Origin of the sequence: Stenotrophomonas sp. CFBP8994, from assembly GCF_034044835.1 — a bacterium.
Taxonomy (GTDB): domain Bacteria; phylum Pseudomonadota; class Gammaproteobacteria; order Xanthomonadales; family Xanthomonadaceae; genus Stenotrophomonas; species Stenotrophomonas rhizophila_A.
The window spans coordinates 346149-367891 of the sequence record NZ_JAXCWT010000002.1; the positions used below are offsets into that span (position 1 = coordinate 346149).

The 21743-nt window shown below is 66.3% G+C and carries 15 protein-coding genes; 10 read left to right on the forward strand and 5 right to left on the reverse strand.

From position 1 onward, the window contains the following. Positions 1-81: 81 nt before the first annotated feature. From SOM39_RS06345 to SOM39_RS06380, 8 genes are all read left to right on the forward strand, one after another. Positions 82-2307, forward strand: coding sequence for an NADP-dependent isocitrate dehydrogenase (locus SOM39_RS06345; protein ID WP_068854258.1), 2226 nt, complete (start codon positions 82-84; stop codon positions 2305-2307). A gap of 297 nt (positions 2308-2604) precedes the next feature. Further along, the gene (locus tag SOM39_RS06350) at positions 2605-3558 is read left to right on the forward strand and encodes a hypothetical protein (RefSeq protein ID WP_320457831.1); all 954 of its coding nucleotides are present in this window, start codon (positions 2605-2607) and stop codon (positions 3556-3558) included. Positions 3559-3560: 2 nt separating this feature from the next. After that, positions 3561-4109 carry a GTP-binding protein gene (locus SOM39_RS06355; RefSeq protein ID WP_068854255.1) on the forward strand — a complete coding sequence of 183 codons (549 nt, stop codon included), beginning with the start codon at positions 3561-3563 and terminating at the stop codon, positions 4107-4109. After that, complete coding sequence (locus tag SOM39_RS06360) at positions 4102-4539, forward strand: roadblock/LC7 domain-containing protein (protein ID WP_095363129.1); 438 nt, start codon at positions 4102-4104, stop codon at positions 4537-4539. The genes SOM39_RS06355 and SOM39_RS06360 overlap by 8 nt, the downstream gene beginning before the upstream one ends. Before the next feature lie 26 nt (positions 4540-4565). Next, positions 4566-4925, forward strand: coding sequence for a hypothetical protein (locus SOM39_RS06365; RefSeq protein ID WP_068854836.1), 360 nt, complete (start codon positions 4566-4568; stop codon positions 4923-4925). A 114-nt stretch (positions 4926-5039) separates the two neighbouring features. Next, a complete protein-coding gene (gene aceK / locus SOM39_RS06370) occupies positions 5040-6776 on the forward strand; it encodes a bifunctional isocitrate dehydrogenase kinase/phosphatase (RefSeq protein WP_320457832.1) in 1737 nt (578 codons plus the stop codon). A 58-nt stretch (positions 6777-6834) separates the two neighbouring features. After that, positions 6835-7704, forward strand: coding sequence for an energy transducer TonB (locus SOM39_RS06375; RefSeq protein WP_320457833.1), 870 nt, complete (start codon positions 6835-6837; stop codon positions 7702-7704). A gap of 17 nt (positions 7705-7721) precedes the next feature. Continuing rightward, entirely contained in the window at positions 7722-8591 is an 870-nt protein-coding gene (locus tag SOM39_RS06380) for an energy transducer TonB (RefSeq protein WP_320457834.1), read from the forward strand. Positions 8592-8638: 47 nt separating this feature from the next. On the opposite strand, the gene SOM39_RS06385 is transcribed toward SOM39_RS06380, so the two are convergent. From SOM39_RS06385 to SOM39_RS06395, 3 genes are all read right to left on the reverse strand, one after another. Continuing rightward, positions 8639-10225: a sensor domain-containing diguanylate cyclase gene (locus SOM39_RS06385; protein WP_320457835.1), complete on the reverse strand. Its 1587-nt coding sequence runs from the start codon at positions 10223-10225 to the stop codon at positions 8639-8641. A 121-nt stretch (positions 10226-10346) separates the two neighbouring features. Then, positions 10347-11363, reverse strand: coding sequence for a cupin-like domain-containing protein (locus SOM39_RS06390; RefSeq protein ID WP_320457836.1), 1017 nt, complete (start codon positions 11361-11363; stop codon positions 10347-10349). A gap of 61 nt (positions 11364-11424) precedes the next feature. Then, the gene (locus tag SOM39_RS06395; protein ID WP_320457837.1) at positions 11425-14433 is read right to left on the reverse strand and encodes a TonB-dependent receptor; all 3009 of its coding nucleotides are present in this window, start codon (positions 14431-14433) and stop codon (positions 11425-11427) included. A gap of 421 nt (positions 14434-14854) precedes the next feature. Here SOM39_RS06395 and SOM39_RS06400 point away from each other — a divergent pair, with 421 nt between their 5' ends. After that, entirely contained in the window at positions 14855-16126 is a 1272-nt protein-coding gene (locus SOM39_RS06400) for a sugar MFS transporter (RefSeq protein WP_320457838.1), read from the forward strand. A 4-nt stretch (positions 16127-16130) separates the two neighbouring features. Here the strand turns inward: SOM39_RS06400 and SOM39_RS06405 are convergent, their stop codons facing one another. Continuing rightward, positions 16131-17138, reverse strand: a complete 1008-nt coding sequence (locus tag SOM39_RS06405) for a LacI family DNA-binding transcriptional regulator (protein ID WP_093534866.1) — start codon at positions 17136-17138, stop codon at positions 16131-16133. 330 nt (positions 17139-17468) lie between these two features. On the opposite strand from SOM39_RS06405, the gene SOM39_RS06410 reads away from it, so the two are divergent. Next, complete coding sequence (locus tag SOM39_RS06410) at positions 17469-19997, forward strand: exo 1,3/1,4-beta-D-glucan glucohydrolase (protein WP_320457839.1); 2529 nt, start codon at positions 17469-17471, stop codon at positions 19995-19997. A gap of 29 nt (positions 19998-20026) precedes the next feature. Here SOM39_RS06410 and SOM39_RS06415 read toward each other — a convergent pair whose 3' ends face one another. Further along, positions 20027-21610, reverse strand: a complete 1584-nt coding sequence (locus SOM39_RS06415; protein WP_320457840.1) for an MASE1 domain-containing protein — start codon at positions 21608-21610, stop codon at positions 20027-20029. Positions 21611-21743: the final 133 nt, after the last annotated feature.

Genomic DNA, 21743 nt, shown 5'->3' on the forward strand with positions numbered 1-21743 from the left:
TACCACCGCGTATGGCCCCGCTTTGCTCCCCGGGGCTGAAACCGCGACAATGCGGGGGTTACCCGGAGAGCACTGTCCCCCATGTCGAACACGCCCAAGATTCTGTACACGCTTACCGATGAAGCCCCGTTCCTGGCCACCCAGTCGCTGCTGCCGATCGTCGAGGCCTACACTGCCACCGCCGGCATCGCAGTCGAAACCCGCGACATCTCGCTGTCCGGCCGCATCCTGGCGCTGTTCCCGGATTTCCTGAAGGACGACCAGAAGGAAGCCGACCACCTGGCCGAGCTGGGCCAGCTGGCGACCACCCCGGACGCCAACATCATCAAACTGCCCAACATCAGCGCCTCGGTGCCGCAGCTCAAGGCGGCCATCAAGGAGCTGCAGGACCAGGGCTATGCCCTGCCCAACTACCCGGACGTGCCCACTGACGACGTCTCGCGCGACATCAAGGCGCGCTACGACAAGGTCAAGGGCAGCGCGGTGAACCCGGTGCTGCGCGAAGGCAACTCCGACCGCCGCGCGCCGCTGTCGGTCAAGAACTACGCCCGCAAGCACCCGCACCGCATGGGCAAGTGGTCCAACGAATCGAAGTCGCACGTCTCGCACATGGACGGCGGCGATTTCTATGGCAGCGAAAAGTCGGCGACCCTGGCCGCCGCCGGCAACCTGAAGATCGAACTGCAGCAGGCTGACGGCACCACCGTCGTGCTGAAGGAAAAGACCGCCGTCAAGGCCGGTGAGATCGTCGATGCCGCGGTGATGAGCCGCAACGCGCTGGCCGCGTTCGTGCAGGCGCAGATCGCCGATGCCAAGGCCAAGGGCGTCCTGTTCTCGCTGCACCTGAAGGCCACCATGATGAAGGTGTCCGACCCGATCATGTTCGGCGTGGTCGTCGAAGAGTTCTACAAGGACGTGCTGGCCAAGCACGCCGACGTGCTCAAGCAGGCCGGCTTCGACCCCAACAACGGCATCGGCGACCTGTACGCGCGCCTGCCGCAGCTGCCTGAAGCCACCCAGGAAGCGATCAAGGCCGACCTGGCTGCCGAATACGGCAAGCGCCCGGGCCTGGCCATGGTCAATTCCGACAAGGGCATCACCAACCTGCACGTGCCCAGCGACGTCATCGTCGATGCCTCGATGCCGGCCATGATCCGCGACTCCGGTGGCATGTGGAATGCCGACGGCAAGCTGCAGGACACCAAGGCTGTCATTCCTGACCGCTGCTACGCCGGTGTATACCAGGCCGTGATCGACGACTGCATCGCCCACGGCGCGTTCGACCCGGCCACCATGGGCTCGGTGCCGAACGTCGGCCTGATGGCGCAGAAGGCCGAAGAATACGGCTCGCACGACAAGACCTTCCAGATTCCGGCCGACGGCACCGTGCGCGTCACCGACGATGCCGGCAACGTGGTGTTCGAACACGCCGTGCAGACCGGCGACATCTGGCGCATGTGCCAGACCAAGGACGCCCCGATCCAGGACTGGGTCAAGCTGGCCGTCAACCGCGCCCGCCTGAGCAGCACCCCGGCCGTGTTCTGGCTGGATGCCTCGCGCGCGCATGATGCGCAGGTGATCGCCAAGGTCGAAACCTACCTCAAGGACCACGATACCAACGGCCTGGACATCCGCATCCTGGCCCCGGTGGAAGCGACCGCGTTCTCGCTGGACCGCATCCGCAAGGGCGAGGACACCATCTCGGTGACCGGCAACGTGCTGCGCGATTACCTCACCGACCTGTTCCCGATCATGGAACTGGGCACCAGCGCCAAGATGCTCTCCATCGTGCCGCTGATGGCCGGTGGTGGCCTGTTCGAAACCGGCGCCGGTGGTTCGGCTCCCAAGCACGTGCAGCAGTTCGTGGAAGAGGACTACCTGCGCTGGGATTCGCTGGGTGAATTCCTGGCCCTGGCCGCCTCGCTCGAGCACCTGGGCAACCGCTACGACAATGCCGGTGCGACGGTGCTGGCCAAGACCCTGGACCAGGCCAATGGCCAGTTCCTGGACAACGACAAGTCGCCCTCGCGCAAGCTCGGTGGCATCGACAACCGTGGCAGCCACTTCTACATCGCGCTGTACTGGGCCCAGGCCCTGGCCGCGCAGGACGACGATGCCGCGCTGAAGGCCCGCTTCGCCCCGCTGGCCAAGGCGCTGTCGGACAATGAAGCGGCCATCGTCGGTGAGCTGATCGCCGCGCAGGGCAAGCCGGTCGACATCGGCGGTTACTACCGCCCGGACGTGGCCAAGGCCAGCAAGGCGATGCGCCCGAGCAGCACGTTCAACGACGCACTGGCCGCGCTGTAAGCCTTCAGCCACCGGCACCAAGGCAGTAACCGAGGAACCCGTGCCTGGCGCGGGTTCCTTTTTTTTGCCCGCAAATACGTGACACCCGTCCGGGTGGTTCTGGCACTCTCTCGCCAGCCGCAACAGGTAAAGAAGGCATGAAACCTGCATGCTGCCAAGGCGCGCATACCGGAAGGATCCGACCGTTTCGCCAACGCGAAGTGAGCAATCCGTCACCGAACTGCGCGAGATCCTTGGCATAGGCTATCGGCGAGCGTTCCGCAGTAGCTGTGATCTCTCACAAGCCAGGGGAAGGGCATGGCCAGGGTGCTGGTGGTCGGATCGGATGTCCAGGGAGAACGGGCGTTGCTGCAGCGCCTGCGCGTGGCCGCCTCGTTGCCGGCCGATACGGTACGCAGCTGCCGCGACCTCGACGAGTGCGACCTGCTGGTGATCAAGGACACGCCGGCACTGCGCAACGCCGCGCTGCGCATGGTGCGCGAGCGCCCGCGCATCCAGGTCTGGGTGGAAGACCAGAACGGGCAGTTGCACCAGGGACAGGGCGACGATCACGGCGTACTCGACGACCACGCCATCGAAGACGCCTTGCGGCAGATGCCTGGTGCACCGCTGCGGATCGACGAACCGTGCGCGGCGCAGGGCGCCAAGGCGATCACCCGCGCGCTGCGCGAGCGCCTGCCCGCCCGGCAGGGTCACGCAGTGCTGGTGCTCAACGAAGTGCCCACCCTGCTGTTGGATTTCGCCCAGGACCAGATGGTGGTGCTGCCCGGTACCGACCCCTGCAGCCTTGCCCAGCTTCTGTCAGACCAGTTTGAAGCGCTGTCACTGCACGGGCTTTCCGAACGCCGCTACCAGGAACTGGGCGGCACGCTGCCGCGCCAGCCGCTGCGCCCGCTGCTGTGGCAATGGGGCCAACGCCCCGCGCATTGGCATGACCTGGATGCCCGGCTGCAACGCGGTGCGCGGGTGAAGCTGCTGCGCTGGCCCGACTTCCGCGTGCTGGGCCACCAGCACGACAGCTTCCGGCTGTGTTCGCTGCTGCTCAAGCGCGCGTGCAGCGTGGACGAGTGCGCCTCCCTGCTGGACGTGGCACCGGATGCGGTACGCAGTTTCGTGCACCCGGCGTACCTGTGTGGTTACGCCGCGCTGGAAGATGCGCCGGCCAGCAGCGTGCCGCTGCGCGCAGGGGAGGGCGGCGGCACCCTGTTGGCCCGGATGTGGCGCAGCGTTCGCCAGCGCGGTGGGGGCTGAGCATGCGCGAACACAAGATCGTGGTGCTGGGGGGCATGGGGTGCGGGAAGTCGACCCTGGTGCGCGCCATCGCCGCAGGCGCGGTGGTGGATACCGACGTGCACAACAGCGACCGCGCCGGCGCCGACAAGGCCTCTACCACGGTGGCGATGGACTACGCCGATATCGACCTGCCCAACGGCGACCGCCTGCGGCTCTACGGCACGCCCGGGCAGCAGCGGTTCGACTTCATCTGGCCGATCCTGCTGAAGGGCGCCAGTGGCGTGGTGCTGCTGCTGGATGCCACCCGTCACACGGCAGTGGAAGAACTGCAGGGCTATCTGGGTGTGCTGCGCGAGCATGCCACGCAGGTGCCGGCCGTGATTGGCGTTTCGCGCATGGACCTCGCCCCGGACTTCGACCTTGATTCCTGCGCGACGGTCGCGGGTTGGGATGACCGCCTGCTGCCGGTGATGCCGGTGGACGCGCGCGAACGCGAACAAGGACTCTTCCTGATGGACGTGCTGATGAGCGAGATGGAAACCCGCGACCTGGTGCTGGCCCATGGCTGACGGGCAGGATGTGCGCCGGCTGGAACCGGCCGTGCGCGAACGAGTTGCCCAGCACCTTCAAGCGTTCGCCGACACGCTCAATGGGGTGCGCAGCGCGGTACTGGCCAGCGTGGATGGCTTCGCACTGGTGCCGGCCGCCGGCAGCCACGGTAACGGCGAGCGCCTGGCGGCAATGACCAGCGCGATGCTGGCACTGGCCGCCGCCGTGGGCCGCGAGCTGTCGCTGGGCGAACTGGAAGTGCTGATGCTGGAGGCCGGCGAGGGCAAGGTGCTGATGCTGGCGCTGCCGTGCGCGCCCGCACCGCTGTTGCTGATGGCCGCCTGCGACACGCGCTGCGTGACCGGCAAGGTGCTTTGGAGTGCAAAGGAATGTGGCCGCAACATCATGGCCGAACTCAGCGGATCACGAGCCGATCCGCAGGGGAACTAGGGGCTCGATAACCAAAGGGGTGCAACATGGCAGGAGTGAGCGAAACCTTGAGCGCGCTGATGACCATCGACGGCGCACAGGCGGTGGCACTGGTGGATTATGAAAGCGGCATGCTGCTGGGCGAAGCCGGCTCGGGCATGGACATGGAAGTGGCGGCAGCGGGCAACACCGAAGTGATCCGGGCGAAGATGAAGACCGCCGCGTCGCTGAACCTCAACGACACCATCGAGGACATCCTGATCTCGCTGGGCAAGGCGTACCACATCATGCGCCCGGTGGCCTCCAGGAAGGGCCTGTTCCTCTACCTGGTACTGGACCGCAACAAGTCCAACCTGGCACTGGCACGGCGCCGGGTGCAGGACGTGGAGGCGTCCCTGGCGCTGTAAGACCTGACGCTGCTGCCGGCCACCCCGGGTGGTCGGTGGCAGCCCGGGATGGGATCGCTTGCCGCCCATGGGCCGGCCCCACTATGGTTGGGGTGGTCTTCCCGGTTGCCCTGCATGCCTGTTGCCCCATCCCCTGATGACGAAGCGCTCGCCACGCGGTTGGCGGCACTGATCCGTGATGCCTTCGAGGATTACCACGCGCGTTTCGCCGGGGTGACGCGCCGCGCGCGGGTACGCTTCGAGACCCGCGACTGGAACGGGGCGCGGCAGGATGCGGTGGAACGCATCGGGCTGTATGACCGCTGCATTGCCGAAACGGTGGATGTGCTGCGGCGGGCAGCGCGTGAGGCCGTGGGTGAGCGCGCGCTGTGGCTGCAGATCCGCAGGGCCTACGCAGGCCTGGTGGGTGGGTTGATCGACGCAGAACTGTACAAAACCTTCTACAACACGCTGGCCCGGCGCCTGTTCGCTACTGAAGGCGTGGATGCCGCAGTGGAGTTCATGGCGATGGATGTGGAGCCATCCGACGCAATCACCCATCCGGTCGCGCGGCATACCTACGCGCTGTCGGCGACGCGGCCGGCCGAGGCCTTCATGCGGGTGCTGGGTGACTATCGCTTCGATGTGCCCTATGCGCACCAGTTGCGCTGTGCGGCGGCCATTGCCGTGCGCCTGCAGGACGACCTGCAGCATTGGGGTACCCAGCCCGTGCGCAGCATCGAGCTGCTGGATACCGTGTTCTACCGCGAGCGTCGCGCCTACCTGGTGGGGCGGGTGTTCGGCGAACACCGCTTCTCTCCCTGCGTGATCGCGCTGGTCAACGACGACAACGGCCTGCGTGCCGAAGCCGTGCTGACCCGGCGTCGCGATGTGGCGCACCTGTTCGGCGTGTCACGCAGCTACTTCCAGGCCGACCTGGCCACGGTGGGAGATGCGGTGGTGTTCCTGCGCAGCCTGCTGCCGGCCAAGCCGATCGATGAGATCTACACCGTGCTGGGCCGCGCCAAGCAGGGCAAGACCGAGCGCTACCGGACCTTCTTCCGGCACTTCCATGACCACCCCGACGAACAGCTGGTGCATGCCGATGGCACACCGGGCATGGTCATGGCCGTGTTCACGCTGCCCAGTTACCCGCTGGTGTTCAAACTGATCCGCGACCGCTTCGCCTGGCCCAAGACCATGACCCGGCACCAGGTGGAGGAAAAGTACGCGCTGGTGTTCAACCTGGATCGCGTCGGACGCCTGCTGGACGCGCAACCCTACCGCCACCTGCGCTTTCCCAAGGCCCGCTTCTCGCCGGCGCTGCGCGAAGAACTGCTGAGCCAGTGCGCGGCCAGCGTGCGTGAGGACGGCGATTCGCTGGTGATCGCGCTGTGCTATGTGCAGCGTCGTTTCCGCCCGCTCAACCTGTACCTGCGCGAGCAGACGGCCGAAGCCCGCCGCGCCGCCGCGTTGGATTACGCGCAGGCCATCACCGACATGGCACGCAACAACATTTTCCCCGGTGACATGCTGCCCAAGAACTTTGGTGTATCGCGGCATGGGCGCGCGGTGTTCTATGACTACGACGAGCTGTGCCTCGTCAGCGACTGCGTGTTCCGCGCCTGGCCGACACCGCGCAATGCGGACGAAGCCATGGCCGATGAGCCGTGGTTCCACGTGGGCCCACGCGATGTGTTCCCGGAGCGCTTCGCACCCTTCATGGGATTGCCCGCCGACGAGCTTGCCGCCGTGCGCGAACACCATGCGCATCTGTTCGATCCGCACTGGTGGCAAGGGTTGCAGGCGCGTTTCGCGGCCGGCGACTATCCCGACACGCCGCCCTATGCAGCCCATCATCGCCTGGCCTGATTTCCCCCTGACACATCACTGGGCTATCCTCGGGGTTCATCCACAAGGAGCAGGTGAGATGCGTTATCCCCATTTTCTGGCGTTGGCCCTCGCATTGGGCGGCACCGGGCTGGTCGCGACAACCGATACCGCTGCACAGACCGCGCGTTCGGTGCGTGAGACCGCCGAAGCCAGCATGACGCTGACCGGCAAGATCGATATCGGTACCGACGGGCACGTCACCGGCTTCCAGCTGGACCACGCCGACACGCTGCCTCCCGATCTGGCGGCATTCGTGCAGCGCCAGGTGCAGGCATGGCAGTTCCAGCCGACCGTGGACAACGGCACGGCGGTCGCCACACAGACGCCGGTGACCCTGCGCCTGCTCTCCCAGCCCGGTCCGGGCGGCGCGGGCGACACCGTGCGCGTGGCGGGTGCGAGCTTCAGCAAGTACGACCCGGAAAACACCAGCCGGGTGACCTCCAGCGAGCTCCGCTTGCCGGCCTACCCCAGGAATCTCGCTGCCATGCGCGCCAAGGGCGAAGTGCTGCTGCTGGTGAAGGTCGGCCGCGACGGTACCGTGGACGATGTGGTCGCCGAGCAGGTGAACCTGCGCGTGGTGGGCAAGGAAAACCAGATGCGGCAGGTGCGCAACGAGTTTGCCCGTGCATCGGTGTCCGCGGCGCGCAGCTGGACCTTCCGCCCGCCGACCACCGGCAGGCTCAAGGATGCCGAGTCGTGGACCGTGCGGATCCCGGTCCGCTACATGATGGGCGAACGCACGCCTTACGGCACGTGGGAAGCCTATATTCCCGGCCCGCGCGAGCGCGCGCCGTGGCGCACCTCGCAGGCCGGCGAGGACGCCGCACCGGACCTGCTGACTGCGGGCGGCATCTACATGGCCGACCTGGATGACGGTCCGCGCCTGCTTACCCCGTTGGGCATCTGATCACAAGGAGTCGTGCAATGCGTCGTTCCCTTTACCTGGCACTGGCCCTGGCACTTGGCGGCAGCATCGTCGCCGCCGCACCGGACGCCGGCGCACAGACACGCAGCGAAATGCGCAGGACCGCCGAAGGCAGCATGGTGCTGACCGGGCAGGTCAACATTGGTACCGAAGGGCAGGTGGAAGGCTTCGTGCTGGACCAGCGCGAAAAGGTGCCGGCAGAACTGGCCAGCTTCGTTGACCGCTCCGTGCAGACCTGGCGCTTCGAGCCGATCGTGCGCGATGGCAAGCCCGTGCGTGCGCGCACCCAGGTGTCCATCCGCCTGGTCGCCAACATCGGGCCCGACGGCAAGGACATGGTCACGCTCGACGCCGCGACCTTCGGCGGGTACGACGCCACAAGCACCGACCAGGTCACCTCGATCACGCTGGCGCCGCCGCGGTTTCCCTCGGTCGCACTGAACATGGGTGGAAGTGGCGATGTGATGTTGATCGTGAAAGTCGGCCGTGACGGCAAGGTCATGGATGTGATCGCCGAACAGGTCAACCTGCGCGTGCTCGGTGACGCGCGTCGCATGGAGCGGCTGCGCGAGGCGTTCGCGAAGCAGAGCGTGGACGCCGCACATCGCTGGAGCTTCCGCGCCCCCAGCACGGGTGACGAGAAGGACAAGCCGTTCTGGTCCGTGCGCGTGCCGGTCAGCTTCGACTTCGGGGAAGTCACGCGCGGCTACGGCCAGTGGAACGTCTACATTCCGGGCCCGCGCGCGCATGCGCCCTGGCGGGAGGCCGGACCCGGAGAACAGGATGTGGCTGGCCTGCTGGCGGTCGGCGGCGTGTACATGACCGACGTCAGCACTGGCCCGCGGCTGCTGACCCCGCTGGGCGGGTAAGCAGCTGAAACGTCGGATCGGCGCCCCGCGTCGATCCGGTTTCAGCATCAGCTTCCGGCCGGGCCGTCCGGCGCTGGATACAACACGGTCCGGTTGCGACCCTGTTCCTTGGCCATGTACAGCGCCTTGTCGGCCAGACGCAGCGCCTGCTGCGGGTCCTCGTGGTAGGACGGGTAGTGGGCCACGCCCAGCGATACCGTTACCGTGCCGACCTGTTCGAACACTTCTGCTTCCACCTGCAGGCGCAGGCGCTCGGCGATGCCCGCGCTGGCGGTGACGTCGATGCCGGGCAGCAGGATCAGGAACTCCTCGCCGCCATTGCGGCACAGCAGGTCGGTGTCGCGCGAATCGTCGCGCATCAGCTGGGCGATGCGCAGGATCACCGCATCGCCGACCGCATGGCCGAAGCGGTCGTTGATGGTCTTGAACCGGTCGATATCCAGCGCGATGATCCCGAACGGCTGCCCGCGTGCCTGCCAGTCTTCCAGCCCTTCCTGCAGGCCGCGCCGGTTCTGCAGGCCGGTGAGCGGGTCGGTCATGCTGGCGCGGTTGAGCTTGCCGATACGGTCCTGCAGCAGGTTGAAGCTGTACAGCAGCGCCTGCTTGAGGTGCGCGGCCTCGTAGTACCACGCCTTGATGCCGGTCACGTGGCGGATGGCGATGCCGGTGTCGCGGTTCTGCACATTGCGCGCCATCTGCCACAGCGGCAGCGAAATGCGCCGGGCGAACCACCAGGTGACCAGCAGCGACAGCACGCCCAGCGGAATGGCATTCCAGATCACCGCCTTCATCAAGCGCGACAGCGGTGCCAGCGTGGCCTCCGTCGGGCGCTGTGCCACCACGCCCCAGCCCACGCTGGGCACCGGCGCGTAGCCGGCCAGCATCAGCACGCCGTGGCTGTTGCGCACTTCCTGCGCGCCCGAGTGGCCCTGGCTGACTGCCTTCACCGCCGGGTTCTCCAGGGCGAACTGGCCAACCCGGGTGGGTTCGATGTGGTACAGGATGCGGCCATTGCGGTCGACCACGTACAGATACGAGCCGTCGCGGTAGTAGTGCTTGCCCAGCAGGCTCTGCAGGATGCTGCGCTGGCGCAGGTAGATGGTGCCGCTCACATAACCTTTGTACTGGCCCTGCGGGTCGAAGATCGGGTGCGAGATGGCGACCAGCAGGCGGCCGGTGGCCGACTCGTACGGATCGCTGATGTACGGCTCGCGGCGCTTGAGCGCCTCGCTGTTGCCGTGGCTGTTGAGCACCACCCCCTGCAGGGACAGGCTCAGCGGCGAGGTGGCCAGCACCGTGCCGGCCGGGTCCACGATCAGTACCGAGTTGAAGCTGTTGGTCTGCAGCTGCAGGCGCGCCGCTTCGGCTTCCAGCTCGGCGCGGGTATGCGCGCGCTGGCCCAGGCCGGTGGCGGCATAGGCCAGCTGCTGCTGGGCCGACAGCACGAAGTTCTGGGTGCTCTCGGCCAGCTTGCTGGCGTACACCCGGTTGGATTCGAGCGTGGTGCCGATCAGCTGTTCGCGCTGCACGCGGTAGCTGGCGTGCAGGGTGTTGGCCAGGGCGACCAGCGCGCTGAGCAGGGCAAGCGCCAGGATCAGCTTGCCCAGGTTGAGGCGGGAGGACAGCAGGGGCATGGCAGAGTGACCGGCAGGATGCTGCGCCAACCGGTCCTACCGATGAGGCTGCAACGGGGCGGATGAGGGGTTCCCGGCGCGGATTATCACGGATTCACCGCCCAAAGGGGGAGGTCCGGACTCAGCGTTCCATCCGCTTGCGCAGCACGCTGCGCACATTGGCCGCCATGCCCTCATCCAGCGGACCCAGCACGCCGCGCTTGCTGTCGGGGATATGTGCGTTGGCTTCGCCATCGGCGCCGAACACGTAGTGGTCGAACAGCGCCCGCCAGTGCCTGCGCTGGGCCGGCGGCAGCCCGCGCAGCGCGAGCAGCGACAGCATCAGGGCGTTCATCGGCGGGTCCATCCAGGCCGGCACCGGACGCCACCAGTAGTTCACCAGCACATTGAAATCATCCAGCCCTTCCATGTGGTGGTGCCACAGGGAAGGAATGAACACGGCATCACCGGGCCCCAGCTCGGCCACCTGCGCGCTGGCCATGGCCCGGGCAAAGCGCGGGAAGCGGTCCAGGTCCGGTTCGGCGAAGTCCACCAGGCTCACTGCCTGGCCGGCCGGGGTGAAATCCAGCGGACCGACATACAGGTTGCCGATCTGATCGGGCGGAAACAGGGTGACCCGGCGGCGGCCGGCGGCGACGCAGGCCAGGTTGTCCGGCACGTCGTGGTGGGCGGCGATGCGCGAGCGGTTGCCGATCCAGATGCTGGCCAGCGGTCCGTCCACGCCCAGCGCCAGCGGATTGTCCTGGCGGAAGCCGGGCAGGAAGCTGTCCAGCGTGGTCGAGGCGACGTAGATGGTGGGCGGTTCAGGCGTGCTGCGGTACTTGAGCAGCGTATCGAGCACCACCTTCAGCGCGATCTGCTCGCGGCGGAAGTTGAAGCCGCTCATGTCCGCGTTGTAGAAGATCCGCCCCTTTGCTGAAGGCGGCGCGGTCGTGGCGGTGACCGGCAGGGTGCCGTGGTCGTACTGCTTGAGGTGGGCGACCGCCGCATCGGCCGAGTCGCGCGCGGCGCCGACCATCGGCCAGTCCGCCACCAGCCCGCGGATCACCTTGGGCGTGGTCCAGCTCGGGAGAACCTCGGCCAGCCGGTGGCGGTCGAGGTCGCGCACTTCGTCGATCGGACCGGGCGTGGCAGGCATGGCAGGGTCGCTTGCAGGCGGTGGCGGTGTGGCGAGTGTAGACCCGCCACACCGCTGCTGCTCAGAACTTGTAGCGGACGCCGAACATGTAGCGCGGGCCGGTCTGGGTGGCGTAGCGCAGCATGTTGGTATGCCGTGCGTAGGTACGCATGGTCTCGTCGGTGAGGTTGATCGCCTCCAGGCTCAGCGACAGCTGCTCGCTGACCGCGTAGCTGATGTTGAGGTCGAGCTGGCCGTAATCATCGGTGTAGTTCGGATTGGGACCCTGGCCGCCGATGCCGTTGAGGAACTTGTCGCGCCAGTTGTAGGCCGCACGGATCTGCCAGTTGTGCTTGTCGTAGAACGCCACCAGGTTGGCCGAATCGCTCAGGCCCACCATCGGGTACTGGTCGCCCAGGCTCTGGTTGTCGAAGGTCAGCCCCGACTTCACCTTGGTGTAGTTCGCCGCCAGGCCGAAGCCGGATTGGCCGAACAGGTGCTGCACCGCCACTTCCCAGCCATCGAGATGGTCCGAACGCTGGTTGGCCGGCAGGGTGATGTCAAAGCCGGCAATCGGGTCGCCGGGCTGCCCGACGATGGTGCCGGTGAGCTGGCCGGCCGAGTTGGTGCCGGTGGCGGTCACGCCAGGCTGGCCGTTGAAGTTGGTGAAGATGTAATCGCGGATGCAGGGCATGTCGCTCACCCCGCAGCCGGCTGCCAGCGCTGCGTTCCAGTAGGCGCCACCCACCGGGGTGTGCAGGTTGCCGGTGTTCTCGCGGACGATGGTGTTGCTGATGAAGTTCTTGATGTTCTTGCGGAAGAAGCCGACCGAGGCGTAGCTGGATTCGCCGTAGTACCACTCCAGCGACAGGTCGAAGTTGTCCGACAGCAGCGGCTCCAGCGCCGGGTTGCCGCGCGACCCGCTGCCACCCTGGGTGCGCACGATGTCGGCCAGCGACTGCCCGCTCTGGATCTGGTCCCAGCCCGCGCGGCCCAGGCTGCGGCTGTAGCTGCCGCGCAGCGCCAGCGTATCGCTGATGTCCAGCTTCAGGTCCAGGTTGGGCAGCACATAGTCGTACTTGCCGCTGTCGCTGATGAAGCCGCTTTCGCTGGCGTATTCGATGTTGAGCTCGTTGGCCGACCCCCAGCTGATCCCGTTGGGCACGCGCACCATCGCGGTGGAATCCACGTCGGTCTGTTCATAGCGCACGCCGACCGCCACGTTCAGCGGCATCGACCAGTCGAACGTGGTGCGGTACTGCAGGAACGCGCTCTTGGACGTTTCGTTGGTGCGGATGTCCTGCGAATACTCGGTGGGAGCCACGTAACAGGTAGGGCAGGCCGGGTCGGACGCGGTGCCGACCTGGGCGGCGCGGTTGATCAGCCTGTCGAAGTCGAATACCAGGAACTGGCCGGTCAGGCGCGGATCGTCGTGCCCCGAGAACGCATCGAAGTACCTGGCCATGTCGTCGGCGTACCATATGCTGTCATCGTAGTCGGCCGGCGTACCCAGGCCGCCCCACGTATTGCGCTGCATGATCGCCGAGGCCGAACGGTTCTTGACGTCGGTGTAGCCCACGCCGAAGTCCAACGCGGAGTAGTCGGCGAACTGGAAGGTACCGCGGCCCTGGTACTGTTCCACCTCGGACTTGTTGTAGCTGTTCTGGAACACCGAGCCGGTGACCAGGGCATCGGCCGCCTGCACCCCGCCCGGCGGCAGCGCGATGTTGATGATCGGCAGGTCGCCGCTGTAGTCGACCGTGGTCTTGCCGCGCACGAACGCGGCAACCCCGAGCACGCCAGCCGAACCATACGGGCTGTCGGGCTGCGATTCGCCGGTGGAATGGTGGGCGTCGAAGTTCAGGGTCAACGCATCGTTGACTTCCCACTCCACGTTGAAGCCCAGCGAGTCCAGCGTGTTCTTCGTGGCCAGCTGCGCACCCCCCATCGACACGTCCGAATTGACCATGTCTTCGCTGTAGATGATCGGCGCGGCGACCGGGCCGTTGGTCCAGATGCTGTCGCCCGGGCCGTAGTTGAACCACACCGACAGCTCACTGCGCTGCTGCTGCACCTTGTTTTCCACATAGGTGTAATCCAGCGTGGTGGTCACGTTGTCGACCGGCTTCCACTGCAGGGTGGCCTGGCCGTTGGTGCGCTGGCGCTGCACGCCGTTGACGTTGTAGGCGGTGTTCTGCGGGCGGCCGTACACGTCATCGGGGCCGGGACGATTCTGGATGCGGTCCGCGTAGCCCTGGCCCGGCTGCGGCAGCACGCGCCAGTCAGTGGTGTTGTCGCCTTCGAACGTGGCCCAACCTTCGGCCACCGTGGCCTGGTTGAAGCCGGAATCGCGCTCCTGGTAGCTGCCGCTCAGCATCACGCCCACGCGACCATCGGCATAGGTGTCACTGAAGATGCCGGAGATCTCACCGGTGTACTTCGAACCCTGAAGCGTGCTGGGCAGGTTGTCGTTGGAGGTGTCGTTGACGGCCTTCAGGCCGACGCTCACCACCGGCGCCGATTCGAGCGGGCGCAGGGTCTTGACGTTGATCGTGGCACCGATGCCACCGGTCGGGTTGTCGGCACGGGTGGTCTTGAACACTTCCACCGCCGAGATCGACTCGGAGGCGATGTTGGCGAAATCGAACGAGCGCGAGCCGGACAGGCCGGCGCCGCCGTTGCCCAGATTGGAGGCCGGCATCTGGCGGCCGTTGAGCAGCACCAGGTTGAAGTCCGGGCCGATGCCGCGCACGGTCACCTTGGAGCCTTCGCCGCTGGAGGTGCGGTCGATCGACACGCCGCTGATGCGCTGCAGCGATTCGGCCAGGTTGGTATCGGGGAACTTGCCGATGTCCTCGGCCACGATGCCGTCCACCACACCCTGGCTGTCGCGCTTGAGGTTCATGGACGAGGTGAGGCTGCCACGGATACCGGTGACCTGCACCGTATCAAGCGTGGCCGGATCCAGCCCTTCCGACGACGACGCAGCGCCGTCGCGGGTGGTGTCCTGGGGCCACGCCGGCCCGGCCAACACGGCGAGCAGCGCGGAAGTGAGCATTGCCTTGCGGGGTACGGCCTTGTACGTCTTCATTGCAGCTCCCTCCCCAGGGAAATCGGTAATGGCAGTCCTACGGCGTCTGACACGATTCAACAACGATGTGGGCGGATTGGGCCGATGCCTGACAGCGTTGTCAACAAACTGCCATGAAGCGCATCGTTCGCGGTGTCGCGCGTGGGTGTCCCTGCGTGTCCCGGGGCGGGTCGCTGTATACGCGCCAAACCCTGCAATGCGGGCCTTTCAGCCCTGTTTTGCCGGGACGTCAGGCGCCCGATTCAGTCGGGTCTGCTCGTTGTGCAGTGCAGAACGAAACTGCGCGAAACCCGTTTTCGGGCAGGTTACGGTGACTGTCGCGTGTTCTGACCGGTTGTCTGACAGCGCTGGACAACAGGACGCCAAGCAGGTTCCATGTCTGGCCGCCGCATGGCTGGCATTCCCATCAGAAGGACAGGCAATGGACACTTCCACCGTGGTTCGCGGGCAGCACGTACAGAGCACACGCATGGCACTGGCCGTGGTGACGGCGATCTTCTTCATGTGGGGCTTCATCACCTGCCTCAACGACATCCTGATTCCGCACCTCAAGGCTGCGTTCTCGCTGACCTGGGTGCAGGCCATGCTCATCCAGTTCACCTTCTTCGGCGCGTACTTCCTGATGTCCCTGCCGGCGGGCCGGCTGGTGGCTGTGGTGGGCTACAAGCGCGGCATCGTGGCCGGTCTTGCGATCGCCGGGGTCGGCGCGCTGCTGTTCTGGCCGGCGGCCGCGCTGCATGTATACGGGCTGTTCCTGGGCGCGCTGTTCGTGCTGGCCACCGGCATCACCGTGCTGCAGGTCGCGGCCAACCCGTATGTGGCGCTGCTGGGGCCGGAGCAGACCAGCTCCAGCCGGCTCACCCTGGCCCAGTCGATGAACGCGCTGGGCACCACCATTGCCCCGCTGTTCGGCGGCCTGCTGATCCTGGCGGCCGAACCGCGCAGCGCCGAGCAGCTGGCGCTGCTGCCGCAGGCCGAAGCGCTGGCCTACCGCGCCGCTGAAGCACACTCGGTGCAGGTACCGTACTTCGGCCTGGCCATCGCGTTGTTCGTGCTGGCCGCGGCGATCTGGATGTTCCGCCTGCCCAGCATTGCCGGGGTCGAAGACAGCAAGGAGCAGGGCACGCTCGGTGCGGCGCTGCGCCACAAACACCTGGCCTTCGGCGTGCTGGCGATCTTCTTCTACGTGGGCGCGGAAGTGTCCATCGGCAGCGTGCTGGTCAACTTCCTGTCCATGCCGGGCATCGGCGAAGGCCTGACCGAGCAGGAGGCCACGCGCTATGTGTCGCTGTACTGGGGCGGTGCGCTGGTCGGCCGCCTGGTCGGCACGTTCCTGCTGGCGCGCTTTGATCCGCGCCGCCTGCTCGGGCTGTTCGCGCTGGTGGTGATGGGGCTGCTGGCGGTGACCATGCTCGGCACCGGCGAGCTGGCCAAGTGGAGCGTGGTCAGCGTGGGTCTGTTCAATTCGATCATGTTCCCGACCATCTTCGCGCTCGCCATCGGCGGCCTGGGCCCGCTCACCGGGCAGGGCTCCAGCCTGCTGGTGATGGCGATCGTGGGCGGCGCGGTGGTTCCGCTGGCGGTGGGCTGGTTGGCCGACCACTACGGGCTGCAGGCTTCGTTCCTGCTGCCGATGCTGTGCTACCTGTTCATCGTGTTCTATGCATGGCGCGGGTCGCGCCGCTACGCCTGACCGCTCAACGGCGCCGGGGTGCGTGGGTGGATTCACGCACCAGCACCGCATGGTCCACGGTGACCATGCGGCCGGCCTTCGGCGAGCGGATGCGTTCGATCAGCTGTTCGGTGGCCAGCCGGCCCATCGTGTCGGTGGGCTGGCGCACCGTGGTCAGGGCCGGATAGATGTGCCCGGCAATGGGCGTGTCATCGAAGCCGCACACGGAAAGATCGCGCGGCACGCGCAGGCCGCGCTGGCCAGCCACCCGGAACACCGCGGCGGCCATGTCGTCGTTGGCCGCGAAGATCGCGGTGGGCGGCTCGGGCAGGTCCAGCAGCGCATTGGCCGCGTCGATGCCCGACTCGAACGAGAACTGGCCGTTCACCACCAGCGCCGGGTCGTACTCGATGCCCGCGTCGCGAAGTGCCTGGCGGTAGCCGGCGAGGCGCCACTGGCACGCGCCATGCGCGCGCGGGCCTTTGATATGGGCGATGCGACGGTGGCCCTGCGCGACCAGATGGCCGATCAGTTCCACCACTGCGGTGGTTTCGTCCATGCGTACGCCGATGCGCCCTTCGGGATGGCGCGGGGCGATGCTGGAAAACGGAATCTCGTTGTCTTCCAGGTACGCCAGCACCACCGCATCGTCGGTCAGCGGCGGGATCAGCACCACGCCATCGGGCCTCGAGTTCTCGAACAGTGCGGCGAGGTCGGGCAGGGTGCGCCGGCCGATGCCGACCGGCCCCAGGATCAGGTTGTAGTGGTTGGCATGACAGGCTTCCAGCATGCCGTTCTGGATTTCCATCAGGTAGTTGCGCGAGGGGTTGTTGTAGACCAGCGCCAGTGCATACGAGCGCTGCCCGGCCAGGCTGCGCGCCGACAGGTTCGGTTTGTATCCCAGCCGGGAGACCGCAGCGAGCACGCGGTCGCGCGTTTCCACCCGTACGTTCGGCTCGTTGTTGAGCACGCGCGACACGGTCTTGATCGAAACGCCCGCAATGGCGGCGACATCCTCGATACGACTACGCATGGTGCGATGGATCCTCCTGGAGAGCCCGGCCGGCCGCTGCCGATGGTAATGCGCCTGAGTCGTTTCGGGATTACCGAAGCAGGCGGATGGTGCCACGTTGCGGGGTATTCGTGCACGGTCCGGATTTCCATGCGGCGCTGCAACAGCAACTGCGGATTCTCTTCCCATTCGAAAACAGCAGGCCCAGCAATCACGGGGATGCCAGGACAACGCGCTCGCCAAACAGTTGACAGGACTACGCCCGGCTTATATGACAGCGCTGTCACCGGAAGCGCTGAAGCAGCCCGCGCCCGGTCCATCATCCGTACATTTTCTTGGAGGTAGATGCACGTGAGCAGCGCCCGGAAGACTCTTCTTACCGTCTGTGTCCTGACGGCATTGGCCGCCCAAGCGCACGCCGCGCCCGCCGCCGAGCGCCTGCAGGACTGGCCGCAGGTAACCAGCGCGATCGCCTCCGACCCGGCCATCGAAAGCCGCGTGCGCAGCATCCTTGCGCAGATGACCCTGGCCCAGAAGGTCGGGCAGATGACCCAGCCGGAGATCAAGCAGATCACCCCGGAGCAGGTGCGTACCTACTACATCGGCTCGGTGCTCAATGGCGGTGGCTCGTGGCCGGGCATGAACAAGCACGCCAGCGTGGCCGACTGGGTGAAGCTGGCCGATGCCTATCACGCCGCCTCGCTGGCCACTGACGCACGCACCCCGGTGCCGGTGATCTGGGGCACCGATGCCGTGCACGGCCACAGCAACGTGTTTGGTGCCACGCTGTTCCCGCACAACATCGGCCTGGGCGCCACCCGCGACGCCGCGTTGATCGAGCGCATCGGCGCCGCCACCGGCAGCGCCACCCGTGCCACCGGCATCGGCTGGGTGTTCGCGCCCACCCTGGCCGTGGCACATGACCCGCGCTGGGGCCGGACCTACGAAAGCTTCTCGTCCGACCCGTCCATCGTGCGCGAATACGCCACCGCCTACGTCAAGGGCGCGCAGGGCCGCTTCACCGGCGACGGCAACGTGGTGGCCACGGCCAAGCACTACATCGGCGATGGGGCCACCGACAACGGCCGCGACCAGGGCGAGGCCACCGTCGACAAGGCCACCATGATCAACGTGCACGGCCAAGGCTACTTCGGTGCGCTGGGCGAAGGCGTGCAGACGGTGATGGCCTCGTTCAACAGCTGGAACGACCGTGCCGGCGGCGTGGACTACGGCAAGATGCACGGCAGCCAGGCGCTGCTTACCGGCGCGCTGAAGGAAAAGATGGGCTTTGACGGCTTCGTCGTCTCCGACTGGAACGGCATCGCCCAGGTACCCGGCTGCCGCAACGACAGCTGCGCCCAGGCGATCAACGCCGGTATCGACATGGTGATGGTGCCCGACGACTGGAAGGCCTTCATCGCCAACACCATCGCCCAGGTGGAGAGCGGCGAGATTCCGATGGCGCGCATCGACGATGCGGTGACCCGCATCCTGCGCGTGAAGCTGCGTGCGGGCCTGTTCGAGCACAAGCCGTCCGACAGCCGCTTCGCGGGCGACGCCAACGCCGTGCAGCACCGCGAGCTGGCGCGTGAAGCCGTGCGCGAATCGCTGGTGCTGCTGAAGAACCAGGACAAGGTGCTGCCGCTCAAGCGCGATGCACGCGTGCTGGTGGTGGGCAAGAGTGCCGACAGCCTGTCCGACCAGGCCGGGGGCTGGTCGCTGACCTGGCAGGGCACCGAGAACACGAACGCCGATTTCCCCAGTGCCGATTCGGTGCTGGGTGCGCTGCGCGCCGAACTGGGCACGCAGCAGGTGACCTACAGCGCCGATGCCAAGGGCATCGATGCGTCGGCGTTCGACGTGGTGGTCGCGGTGATCGGCGAAACGCCGTACGCCGAAACCAACGGCGACATCCTCGCCTCGGACACGGTCAGCCACAGCCGTGCGCAGCCGCAGGACCTGGCCGTGCTCAAGGCCGCCGCCGCCACCGGCAAGCCGCTGGTCACCGTGTACTTCTCCGGCCGCCCGATGTACACCAACGACCTGCTCAACCTGTCGCAGGCGTTCGTTGCCGCGTGGCTGCCGGGTACCGAAGGCAAGGGCATCACCGACGTGCTGGTGGCAGGCAAGGACGGCAGGCCCGCGCACGACTTCCACGGCCGGCTCAGCTTCCCGTGGCCGGGCGTGCCTTGCCCGGCACCGATCGACCGCCCGGACCCGAAGCGCCCGGACCTGTTCAAGTTCGGCTATGGCCTGAGCTATGCCAAGCCCGCGCAGGTCGCGCGCCTGCCCGAAACCAACCCGGACCATTGCGGTGAAGTGACCACGCTGCCGATCTTCAACCGCGTGGATACCGCGCCGTTCTCGCTGCACATCGCCGCCGGCGGTGCCACCCAGCCACTCGGCAACGATCTCAATGCCAGCCTGCGCTGGCCCACCGCCACGCCGGTGGCCGAAGTGCGCACGGTGCAGATCAACACGCAGCAGGACGCACGCGAAGTGACCTGGCTGGCCCCCGCGCAGCTGATCGCGCGCAGCACCTCGCGGCGCAACCTGGGCGCGCTGGCGCGCAGCAACGGCGCGTTGCAGTTCGACGTGATGGTGCAGCACCCGCCCGCCTCGCCGGTGACGGTGACCATGCAGTGCGGCACCGGCTGCGAGGGTGGCGTGGATATCGCCCCGGCGCTGGCAACGCTCACCCCGGGCCAGAAGCGCACGGTGACCATTCCGCTGGCCTGCTTCGCCAGCAAGGGCGTGGACCTGGGCGCGGTGGAAGCCCCGTTCGTGGTCAGCGCGGACAAGCCGTTCGCCGCAGCCTTCACCCAGGTGCGGGTGGCGACGAAGGCGGACAAGGCCGAGGGGGTGGTGGAGTGCCGGTGACGTGCGGGTCAGCCGGGCATTGCCCGGCTCTACCGCTGAGCTGATCGGCGCCGAGCGGCTACGGCCTTGCTGTCAGCGTCGGTGTCTGCTTGTTCCAGCAACAGGATTCGGATGCGGTTGCGGCGGCACTGAATGGTTCCGCCGTAGGCCAGCGGTCTTCCCGTCAGTCGTTCGATGGCTGCGGCCAGCGTCTCGCTGGAAAGGCTGTGGTGAGGGTCCTGTATGGCAACCGACACGACGATTCCCCTGATATCGGCCGATGCCCCGCAGCGTGCGCGGATATGTATCTGGCCCGGCTCGCGGTCCAGCAGCAGGGAAACTGCATCGATAATGGTGCGGTACGCGGCAAGCTGAAGGCCGACACTCAGCCTGCATGGGTCCCCCGTCAGTCGATGCGGTGCCAGGCGCTCCGTTGCCTTCCATGCTTCATCAATACCGCCAATCTGGAGGGCGAGGTAGAGCCCTACGTGTTCCAGCGACGTTGGGTAGACCATCGTGACCTGCTCGCGGAATTTTCGGGAGTGGAGAGCGGTAACCTTCAAGAGGCCGCCTGCGAGATCCTGGTGGCCTTTGGTCTTGAGCCACTCAGCAACGTCGCTCAGTGAGGCATCGAAACCCTCGCTGAGCTGCCGTATGTCCAGCACCCGCGAGCGGAGTTCCTTCTCAGTGGCGGTATGAGCCGCTCTGGAGTGGCAAAGGGCTCGCTCTTTCTCAAGCTTGTGGATTCTGAGCTCTTGGTAGTAGTGGGAGAAGCATGTGCCAACGGCCAGAAGCGCTATCCCAACCAGCGCCAGGCTCTGTTGGGCCGAAAAGGCCGCGGGATCGAAGGAGTCCGCCATACCCGACGCAGGCATGGTCAGGCGCACGATCAAGCTCCAGGTGGGCACGCTGACGGCAGCTCCCCTCCAGCCATGCATGCACGTCAAGGCGATGGCAGGCAGGGCGAGCAATAGAAGAATATTGGTTTTGGCCGGGCCAGGAGCCGCCGGGATCCAAAGCGCCGCGAATCCAACGAAGGCCATCAGAACGAGGCAGATCACTGTCGGCACCATCAGTCCGGTCTGCAGGACAAACGCCTCTTTCCGATGCGTCCAAAGCAGCGCCAGCGGCGCGATCGTGAGGATCCCTATGAAATCGCCTACCAGGAAGCGAACCGCGTCCGTACCAAACCCCGCCGCCGGAGGGTTGGGCCAGAGCAGGTATGGGATCAAAAGGTTCAATGTCGTCACCGTGACAGTCGACACGGCGGCTACACAAATGAGCCAGACACCTGCTCGTGAACTCATGATCCGCCGATGCAGGTGGGTGATCAACATGACCGCAGGCATCAGCACGGCCGAGCTGACGACGAACCACGTCCATCCGTAGCGGTCGATCAAGGGATATCGGGCAAACGCGAAGTAGCAGTACTCGCCGACGAGAAGGTAGGGCCAAAGTCGCAGCGGAGTGAGAAGGAGTGCTGCGATTCGTATGCCGGCGGGAAGATAGAACTGATCCATCGACACCTCGCGTGCTAACCAGTACGCAAATGCGTAGACAAGCGCGATGGCAAGGCCCAGTGGGTGAATGCGAAAGTTCAGATGCAGTCCGTTCTTCAGCCACTCCGTTTGCATGCGATTCTCCGTTCTGCCGAAGACGACACTCTGAGGATGCAGGTGGTCGTCGGGTGCGGACGGTATCGGCGAAATAAGCGCGATGCAATGGTTGTCTTGAATTATAGGAAAGATACGAGACTTGCAGAAATCG